6 protein-coding genes are annotated in these 9,813 nt (G+C 53.9%); all 6 read left to right on the top strand.

The genetic code is table 11. The annotated features are described in order from the left end of the window. Nucleotides 1–306 precede the first annotated feature (306 nt). The 6 genes from ACR0ER_RS23135 to grrM all read left to right on the top strand — a co-directional run bounded on the left by ACR0ER_RS23135 (nt 307) and on the right by grrM (nt 9,723). Entirely contained in the window at nt 307–2,286 is a 1,980-nt protein-coding gene (locus ACR0ER_RS23135; protein WP_480770906.1) for a DEAD/DEAH box helicase, read from the top strand. Nucleotides 2,287–2,506: 220 nt separating this feature from the next. Then, the gene (locus ACR0ER_RS23130) at nt 2,507–2,947 is read left to right on the top strand and encodes a RipA family octameric membrane protein (protein WP_480770905.1); all 441 of its coding nucleotides are present in this window, start codon (nt 2,507–2,509) and stop codon (nt 2,945–2,947) included. A 145-nt stretch (nt 2,948–3,092) separates the two neighbouring features. Continuing rightward, a complete protein-coding gene (locus ACR0ER_RS23125) occupies nt 3,093–4,667 on the top strand; it encodes a toll/interleukin-1 receptor domain-containing protein (protein WP_480770904.1) in 1,575 nt (524 codons plus the stop codon). A 14-nt stretch (nt 4,668–4,681) separates the two neighbouring features. Continuing rightward, complete coding sequence (locus ACR0ER_RS23120; protein WP_480770903.1) at nt 4,682–8,212, top strand: nSTAND1 domain-containing NTPase; 3,531 nt, start codon at nt 4,682–4,684, stop codon at nt 8,210–8,212. A 60-nt stretch (nt 8,213–8,272) separates the two neighbouring features. Beyond that, entirely contained in the window at nt 8,273–8,563 is a 291-nt protein-coding gene (locus ACR0ER_RS23115; protein WP_480770902.1) for a hypothetical protein, read from the top strand. Further along, nucleotides 8,530–9,723, top strand: a complete 1,194-nt coding sequence (gene grrM / locus ACR0ER_RS23110; RefSeq protein ID WP_480770901.1) for a cyclophane-forming radical SAM/SPASM peptide maturase GrrM/OscB — start codon at nt 8,530–8,532, stop codon at nt 9,721–9,723. The genes ACR0ER_RS23115 and grrM overlap by 34 nt, the downstream gene beginning before the upstream one ends. Nucleotides 9,724–9,813: the final 90 nt, after the last annotated feature.

Below are 9,813 nucleotides of genomic sequence, written 5' to 3'. Positions count from 1 at the left end.
AGAATGTCTTCGTCCGAGTATCGCTTCCGAGCCATCCCTTGTTCCCCCTTCTCGGCCAAAGTAGTGGCACAATTTTAGGGGGCAAAGACACGTTGCGTTGCGCGTCTTTTTCGTCGCAAGCAAAAGACTAGGTGTTGCGGCGCCTGCCTCTGCTTCTGTCAAACAGGCCAATTTCCGCAACTAACGTGAAGCCGCACCTATACAAACCGAAAGACAGCCGATAAAGAGCGATCTTTAATTTCGGATGATGCGCCGATTGCAAACCTGCAAAGACGTGCAGCCCGTACCATACAGAGAATTTCCGCCGTGAAAAAAACCATCGCAGATGCGCTTGCCCGCAAGGGTTATGACGCTTTGACCCCTGTCCAGCAAGCAGTCACCCAACCCGAGCTGGAAGGTCGGGACCTGTTGGTTTCCGCACAAACCGGCTCAGGAAAGACTATCGGTTTCGGCTTGGCGATCGCCCCTACGTTGCTTGGCAACGAGGAAACACTGGGTGCGTCGGGCGCCCCACTGGCGTTGATCATCGCACCGACGCGTGAACTTGCGCTGCAGGTAAAACGAGAGCTTGGGTGGCTTTATTCTGACGCGGGTGCTTTTCTGGCATCTTGTGTGGGCGGTATGGATATGCGCGACGAACGTCGCGCGTTGGCGCGTGGCTCGCATATCGTTGTCGCCACCCCGGGTCGGTTACGCGACCATATCATGCGCGGCTCTATCGATCTGACTCAGGTGCGTGCGGTTGTTCTGGACGAAGCGGACGAAATGCTGGATCTGGGCTTTCGTGAGGATCTGGAATTCATCCTCGAGGAAACTCCCGAGGACCGTCAGACCTTGCTGTTTTCTGCCACCGTTCCAAGCGCGATTGCGAAACTCGCCCAAAGCTATCAGCGCGATGCGGAGCGCGTATCGACCGTAAGCGAACAGACCCAGCATGCAGACATCGACTATCGCGCCATGATGGTGGGCCCGCGCGATGGCGAAAACGCAATCATAAACGTGCTGCGCTACTACGAGGCGCCCAACGCAATTGTGTTCTGCAATACCCGCGCAATGGTGTCGCGCCTGACCGCGCGGTTGTCGAACCGCGGTTTTTCCGTTGTGGCCCTTTCTGGTGAGCTCACTCAAAGCGAACGATCTAACGCACTGCAGGCGATGCGGGACGGGCGGGCACGTGTGTGTGTCGCGACCGATGTAGCCGCTCGGGGGATTGATCTGCCCAACCTTGATCTGGTGGTGCATGCCGAATTGCCGAACAGCCACGAAACCCTCTTGCACCGATCCGGCCGCACGGGCCGCGCTGGCCGAAAAGGTGTAAGTGCTTTGATTGTTGTTCCTTCGTCCCGAAAAAAGGCGGAACGCATTCTAAAATTTGCCAAACTCAATGCAGATTGGGAATCCGCGCCTTCGGCTGACGCAGTAGCAGAACGCGACCAAGTTCGAATGCTTGCTTCCGAAGACTGGAATACGGATATCACTGAAAGCGAACGTCCGACGGTTGACCAACTTGTTGAAAACTTCACGCCACATCAGATCGCTGCAGCCTATCTGCGCCAGTACCAGAAACGCCACTCCGCGCCCGAAGAACTAGGTACGGTACAGGTCGATAAGCCCAAACCCCGAGCAGAATTCGGCCCCAGTGTTTGGTTCTCGTTGTCAGAGGGGCGAAACCAAAATGCGTCCCCGCGACACTTGCTGCCAATGGTCTGTAAGGTGGGCAATATTACAAAAGATGATATCGGCGCCATCCGCATAGCAGATGATCTGTCCTACGTCGAAATCCGCAAAGCTGCCGTTGACGGATTTCTGGCGGCAATTGGTCCGGAAATGAAGATAGAAGGATCAAAAGACATTGTACGTTTGGACACGGCACCAGACCTCCCCCCGTCCAAACGGTCGAAGTTTGATCGCTCGCCTGTTGGCAAGCAACGTCGTCGTAAAACGGACACGCACTCGACTAGTTCGAATACGACGTCTGAGGGCAAGCACCTGAAGGCAAGCAACTCGGGGCACACCCCCCAACAATCGCCAGCGCAAAAATCCAACGCAAAAGACACAGACCGGATTTCGCAGGCTCCTTTGAAAAAACGGAAACCTTCGGCATCAGAATCCAAGGGTAAATCGAAGACTGGCTCCAAGACAGGCAAAGACGCGCGGTCCAAACCCCGTAGCAGCGGCGCCAAAGGTCCCCCGCCCCCAAAGGGCAAACCCAATAGCAAGAAAAATCGTGCTCGAGCAGCTGCAATTGCCGCCAAGGGAGGAAATTCCGTGCCGAAACGGCGGTAAAGTCAAATCCCTCGCCGCCGGCACATGATCGGCTACGTGTCTGACGTCAGCGCAACCATTCCATAAATCGTCCTTTGGGCTTCACGCAGTCGAAGTTTGACTTTTCCACAAAGGTCGATGAGCTTCGGATCGATGTAAGTTTTTCCTACAGAGCCACCTGCTGTGTTAGGATACCTGAATTGCAATTCTAAATTTCAATTCAAGGAAATGAGTTCCGCCAATGACGGATGAAACAAAGGAAAATTTTGAACTCTACAAGCTGTACTTGGCGACAGCCGAGAAAGTCAGTGATCGTCGCAACACCGCGAATGTCTGGATGCTGAGCGTAAACAGTGCCGTTATTTCGCTATACGGGTACCTGTCCAGCGGGAAAGCAAGCGTGGATGATGCGAGTCGGCTTACCTGGCAATGGGCCATTCCGTTGGCAGGAATTCTGATCTGTATCGCGTGGCAACTGCTGTTACGCAGTTACGGTCAACTCAATGCAGCCAAGTTCACTGTTTTGCAGGAAATGGAGGTGAACATGGACCGGAAGGTTTTCACCGACGAGTGGGCGCATTTAGAATCCAATCAGCGGCGCGACTTCCATAAGCTGGAAGGAATGATCCCGATGGCATTCGCCTGCCTATACATATTGCTACTGGGTGCGGCGCTGCTTTGACCCGCTGCGCACATACCAAGGCGGAATGAGCAAAGTCGGCGTCAGTCGCCCTGCGCACCAATTAACGCATAATGCTTGACTTTACGTCACCTTTTGACACAACATAATACTGATATTGATCAATAAATCATTGCGATGAACGGCTATGCGCGTCTTCTTCAGTTACACGGGAGAGAACGAGGCCACCACGTCGGCGATCGTTCGATTTCTGAAAGCCGAACTCTTCCGCCAAGCGGTTGAGAACGATATTGATGCGGTCGTCAATGACTGGAAAGAAACTCCGGTTGTTGCCGGCGCCAAGCTTATGGACGCCCTAAAAGAGCAAGTGGCCGAGTGCGATGTTTTTGTCGCTTTGGTCGGGGCCAGCTACGCCGAAAAAATCGCTAAAGAAGAAGCCGTTGAGCTGGCACGCAGCTGGAAACCTGACAAGATGATCGTCCCGATTTTTCTTGACGGTTTTTCGTTGATGAACTGGAACGGAGTTCTTGAATCGACCATGCATCTTGAGGCCGGTCAGAACTTCCGCGATGTGTCCTACCTTGATTTGTCCCAATTTGCTGAGCCGCTTATCTTCCTGAAAAGTGGGCAGCCGACCCTGATGCCGGATCCGGAAAAGGCAATGCGGCTGACCGCCGAAAATATCGTCAATTGGGTTCAGAAAATTCGGGCTGAACCTGCGCAGGACGACCCGGACGAAGAAACACAGCATGACGGAAAAAACCTTGTTGTGGCCGTGCGGTCCCTGGGTCCCCGGCCCGACGGCAAGGAAGACGAATACGCAGCTTACGACAAACTGGTGGATGCTCTGCCTGACACCCTTCCCAAAAACTATGATCTTGTCGATCTCAAGCATGAGGTCATGGTCCGAACGGATCTGAACGCCAGTGCGATGAAAGCGTTCGATGGACGCCCTCGGGATGTCATCCTTCCAGGCGCCGATCAGTTTGTCGGTAGTCTGGTACAAGCCGCATCAGACGCGCCCGAGTCGCGCTTGCTTGCGACGCGCGTGGACGAATACCTCGGCGAAAAATCTGGGGCCCCGGGGCCGATTTCGCGCCAATTTGTGTGGTATTCGGACATTGGTTCGATACCGGAGAAAGAACCTTACGGCACCAAGTTCGTTCATGGGGACGAACTGAGCGAGATCCTGAATGACGTGCTGCAAACCCCAATCGGAGCCAACCTGCTGTGGGAAGACCCGCCCGAAGTTCCACTGCGGTCGGAAGCACTTTTTGTGAATGTGCGTGAGAACTTCTTCAATCAGGCGGCAGCCGCAAATGAGAATGCCGCACCGCCGCTGGAGGCACTGACAATTCCCCTCGCGCTGGCTGACACGTTTGGCAACGCGGACAGGCTGCGGAGCATAGCCGACAAGAAGCCCTCTGGTGTTCCGCTGGTAATCTTCATCACGGATCACGGGCTGAATGATTGGGAACGTGATAACCACAGCCGTGTCTATAACCACGTCGTGACACGGGCGAGCATCTACGAGGAAGCCGTCCTGGAACATGCACCCGAACGTATCCGTGAAGTGTTCGGTGTGCTGGTGCAAAGCTATTCCAGCGTTGATTTACCCCAGAGCGTTCCGGGAAAACACAAGCTTTGGCGTAAACTGACCTGCAGAAAAGGAACCTCGTTGAAAGACGTCGAAGTGCAGGACCTGCGTGTCAGGCTGAACGCGTGGTGGGATTCAATTAATGCAGACGCCGTCCCGCAATAACCTTTGTGAGCCAGATGTCACCGCATAGCCCCGATCCCTTTCATGCCCTCAAAACGTATCGGGATGCGTTTTTGGCGGCGGTTGATGGTGGAAAGGACGGTGATGGCGAACAAGAAAGCGCGCAGAGTTATGGGCTCATTTCGCCTTATGTCAGCCTTCGGTATTTCAACAACGAGACTACGGTTCTGCTGTCTGGCCGGGACCATATGCGAAAGCAGATTGTCAAACGCCTGAGCGAGACTCAGATCGTGTTTGTCATTGGCGGTTCCGGTTGCGGTAAATCTTCAGTCGTACGTGGTGCGGTCCTGAACCATCTCCGGTCCGCTGCCGTTCCCGTGGCTGGAAGACAAGGTTCCTGGGTTGCGGTTGATTTCCGGCCCGGCACCGATCCGGTCGAACAATTTGTGGCTGCTTTCGACCGACAGTTTTTTGGAATGCTGCTGAAAAGTGCGGCATACAAAGACAAGATACTGGAGTATTTTTTCAAACGGTCTGGAGATGCGTCAGCACAAGACGGTCTCGTCTCGATGCTGCGAAAACAGATGCGGGATGACCTGACGGTCGATGTCGGCCTACCGCGCGGGGAAGAGCCTAAACCCGAAGCCCCCCCGCTCCACTCAGGAATGACTTCCGCGTTTCGCTGGGTTCGAAATCTTACGCGTGCAGTGCAATCGAAAGAGCGGGATGACAGCGCATCGGGACCGGACGCCGAACCAAATCTTGCGCTGCTGATCGACCAATTCGAAGAGATTTTCCGATCAAACGTCAACAAGCAGGAAGCAGAAGACCTGTTCTCGATGATCCGCTGCGTACATCAGCAAAAGCCGCCGGGTGTTTTCCTGCTGATCACCATGCGAGCCGAGGATTTACATCGCTGCTCACAGGTGCCCGGAATTGCCGATATCGTCAACGAGTCGGTCTTTCTTCTGGATATGATGGGCCGCCGCGAGTTGCGCCAGGCGATTTATGAACCTGCCCGAAAGGTATTGGATCAATGGGATGTGCGATATGACCGCACAACCGAAACCGCGCCCTACGATCCAGAGGTGGTGGAACGCATACTGGACGACGTCGAAGCCTTGCGCGACCGGCTTGAACACCCACTGGATCACCTCCCTCTGTTTGAACATGCCCTTACGGATCTTTGGTATAGAAAAATTCAGGATCTGAATGATGGTAAGGATCAACGTCCGTTTCAGGTGCGAATGGAAGATCTGGAAAAAGCCTGGCCCAATATGCACAAGGTCCAAGGCAAATGGCTCCAGAACGCTTTGCGAGACGATGTAAAGGAAGCGCTAGTTGAGGCCGAGCAAAAGTTCGTTGAAATCTGGAGCGCAGCGCAACCGAAAGCACCCGAAAGACCGGGGAAAGTCGCAGACGCAGCGCTGAGGGCTGCGTTGTGTGCAATCACTTCCAAAGATGAGAATGAACGATTTTATCGCGAATTCATTAATCCGGCCGAGCTTGTCGAACAGCGCATGGCCTCAACAGAGTCCTTTGGCCCGGATCAGGACGCCACAACTCGCGCGCTCAGCGCCGCTTTGGACGTTCTGGTACAGCACGGGTTTCTTGTGCGAAGCGAGGTTAACGAGCGTCACCAATACGACGTGACGCACGAAGCACTGATCCGCAATTCCGCTATCCGCGACTGGGTGGACCGGGAAGCCGAAGTTTTCAGCGCGCTAAACCGAACGTTGGATGCGGACGCGGTGATCGAGACCGACTATCCAAAACTTGCGGTGCTGTTCGAAGACAAAAAGTCGGACTTCATCCGCAACGTGCACTACCGCAGAACCTTCTCGTTGAACTGGATAGTGCGTGCCCTGCAACGTCGCAAGGAACAAGCGCGCGAGCATCAGGAGGACGCGGCGGGCACATTCGGAAAGCGCGATATCGCACGAGCACGGGACCTCTTCCTGGAAAAAAAGCAAAGCAAGCTCGACGATCTGGACCGGGAAAAATCCGAGGCAACACGCGCCATTCGAGAGCGATTGAAAGAGCAGCGCCGAACGCTGAAAGAACAAAAAAAACGAGCACGGCTGGCGATTGTCGCCACAGCGGCCGTCGTGACTATCGGATGGCTTGGGATCGCAGCATTGAAGGGGAACACCGCAGACCGCGAAAAAGAGATTTTGCGAAGCGAGAATGAGGGCCTGAAAGCAGGCTATGCTTTGATGCGCGACGCATTGGATCATCTCGATCGCGCATATGGTCTCTACAACCAGCACGCCATAGGACGCAGTAATCGGGTTGCAATGAAACGTGAGGGATGGGCGAATGAAACCTTCCTCGGATTGGTGCCGTGGATGGAAAAAGATTTTTCGCAACACGCCACCCTGAGCGCGCGGGCAGAGATTGATGGCCGCATGCGCCAGCTGTTTGGAACCGGCTATCAGGTTCTGTCGTGGAACCGGTTCGAGGAACTCGTAAATGACCCGGTGGAACACAAACTGGACTGCATCGAAATCGGTAAAGATGAGGACCGAACTCTTCCCTTGGGCAATACCGGAGCTGTTCTGCACTATACCAAGTCTGCAGGAATCGGATTTGCACGGAACGACGGGTCGGGCAACGCTGGTGAAACGTTGAATACACGGGATTTGCCACCAAACCTGGGGTTTGAACTGGGTCAAAAGGGGCAGGTTTGCACGAACCCAGAACTAGAAGAATTAGTCACTGGCCAGTTTCTGATTATTTCAAAGAATAACCTGCCTTCAAAGCGTATCGCGTCGTCAGCGATTCCCGAAGTGATCATGGTGCATGATTTAATCCGCGACAACGAAGAACAGGATCAGGAACAGGAGAGGTTGAAACTGCGCAGATTGGGGTCTCCGCATTCCATCGACACGTCTTTCTTAGATCCAGAGTCGTTCAACGCCGGTAATCCCTTTGGACCCGACGTCGGCTCACGCGCGGAAGGTACGATCCAGGTTGGAACGCATGGGTTGATCGGCGTCAAAATGCAGAACTCTCACCTGGAGGGTACGGGCAAAGGCGTGCAAGAGTTTGCCGTGATCTTTCATCCGGAACTGGCCCAACCTGTTCGGGAGAAAAACAAAAAAGTCCCACAGGGTGACGCGGCAAACCTGCACAATTTCAGCAACATGACACTCAACGATCAAAACGCGGTCTACCTTTCATTGGATGACCTCGAAGTCCACAAGATCGGTCACAAGTTGATGCTTCATGTGCTGACATCACGCTGTGAAGGCAGACCCCCCTTGGTCACGATCACTTTGGTCGTTCCGAATGAAAAGCAGCAGAAGTCACCAGACAATTTTGGCGAAATAAAAGCGACGTGCGAAAAGGACCGGTTGAAACCTTCCGATAGTTATGAGGCGTCGGGACCAGTACAGTTTGAGATTTCAGCCAAGAGCTTGGCACTTGAGGAAACCGATGGTCACGAAATTCTCTTGATCCAGGACGAAGGCGGCGACGTGTGGCGCTATCCCGTTGCGTATGACGTCGATGCTGTTCTCAAATTTCTGAGGACCTTCCGTGATCTCGCCGAGAAAGAACATATGGGTCAGAGCGGAGAAAATTGATCAAAGTTATGGTAAACTTACCAAAAGCACACCCAGCGACACATGCGGAGGTCATCTTGAGTGTCCAGAGTGATACGACACATATCTAAGCCCCTGCTACTGGCCATGCTGTGGATGGCGCAGACCGCTGGAATTGGCTCGGCGTCGACGCAACCTGCTGACGCCATAGATCGGTTGGATGAGATTTCCGAAGCGTGGCGAGCATATGAGGGCGAAGACCATTCCAACGATGAGGACGGTCCGCAGATTTCGCAACTCTGGTGCAATGGGTGCTGGAACAACTGGAACAACTGGTTCAACTGGGGAGACTGGAACGATTGGCCAAACTGGGGCAACTGGGTGAACTGGTAAACCGGACACGCTTTCGCGGTCGGACCGATTTGCTCGTGCTGCAAGGTACGCCCTTTTGCAACCTCGACTGTACCTATTGTTATCTGCCCGGCCGCGACGACAAGCGACGCATGTCGCACGAAACCGTGGCGGCGGCTGGCCGCTGGATGGCCAGAGCAGGCCTGGCCGCAAAAAAAATGACGGTGGTTTGGCATGCGGGCGAACCGATGGTCCTGCCGCGTGATTGGTATGCCACAGCCATCGACATCCTCAACGAAACCCTCGGCAAAAACACTAAAATCACCCACGCATTCCAAACCAACGGCGTTTTGGTGAACGAAGAGTGGTGTCGCTTCTTCCGAGATCACAAGATCAAAGTGGGTGTCAGCATGGACGGGCCCGCCGTCATTCATGACGCTCATCGCCTGACACGATCTCAAATCGGCACCTTCAAGTCCGTCATCAAAGGATATCGCTTATTAGCCCACGAAGGGCTGGAGCCAACCGTCATTGCCGTTGTTTCCAAAACTACGCTCCGCCACAAGGATGCGTTCATCCGTTTCTTCGATGACCTGAACCCACGCCAACTGGGTTTGAATTTTGAAGAACAAGAAGGAGAGAATGCAACTTCCACGCTGGACACGGCGAACGACAGTGAGATGGAGCAGTTTCTGATCGAACTGGTAAGTCATGCATTGCGAACCGGGCGCCCTCGTCTGCGAGAATTGGAAGCGTTGATACAAGTCTTGCGATATTCCGGCAAACCGCGCGCCCTGCGACATCAGGAGAATACGCCATTTCGTATTGTAACTATAGATGCCGGTGGTGGGTTTCATACGTTTTCACCTGAATTGGCCGGGGCCGCAGTGGCCAAATTTGATGGATCACCTTTCGGAAATGTCTACCAAGACAGCCTTTCGGATATTCTGGCTGATCCCAGATTTCGCGATACGCAACGTGAGATTGATCTGGGCGTCGCGATGTGCGCCCAGAATTGCAAGTATTTTCGGATTTGCGGCGGCGGTGGACCATCCAACAAGCTGGGCGAAGCCGGACGTTTCGATATCGCCGAGACTCGGCACTGCCGGATCTCGATGAAGTTACTCTCGGAGGTAATTCTGAGCGAAATCGAACAATCCTTGAGGAAAGATACCGGGAAAACCAAGATCGACCTCAAGTAAGCTCTGAAGAAATTTTGCTAACATGAAATATCCAATATCGTTTTCAGGCTGCAGGCCTAGCCAAAACGAAGATGTTAGCTCGTTTCTTCT

This window comes from Ruegeria sp. CH8 (assembly GCF_056536985.1).
This window is presented reverse-complemented; position numbering and strand designations above follow the sequence as displayed.

What these genes read in the sequence shown, in the direction of transcription:
- ACR0ER_RS23125 (WP_480770904.1), top strand. Translation starts at nt 3,093, where the DNA reads ATGCGCGTCTTCTTCAGTTACACGGGAGAGAACGAGGCCACCACGTCG.
- ACR0ER_RS23130 (WP_480770905.1), top strand. Translation starts at nt 2,507, where the DNA reads ATGACGGATGAAACAAAGGAAAATTTTGAACTCTACAAGCTGTACTTG.
- ACR0ER_RS23120 (WP_480770903.1), top strand. Translation starts at nt 4,682, where the DNA reads ATGTCACCGCATAGCCCCGATCCCTTTCATGCCCTCAAAACGTATCGG.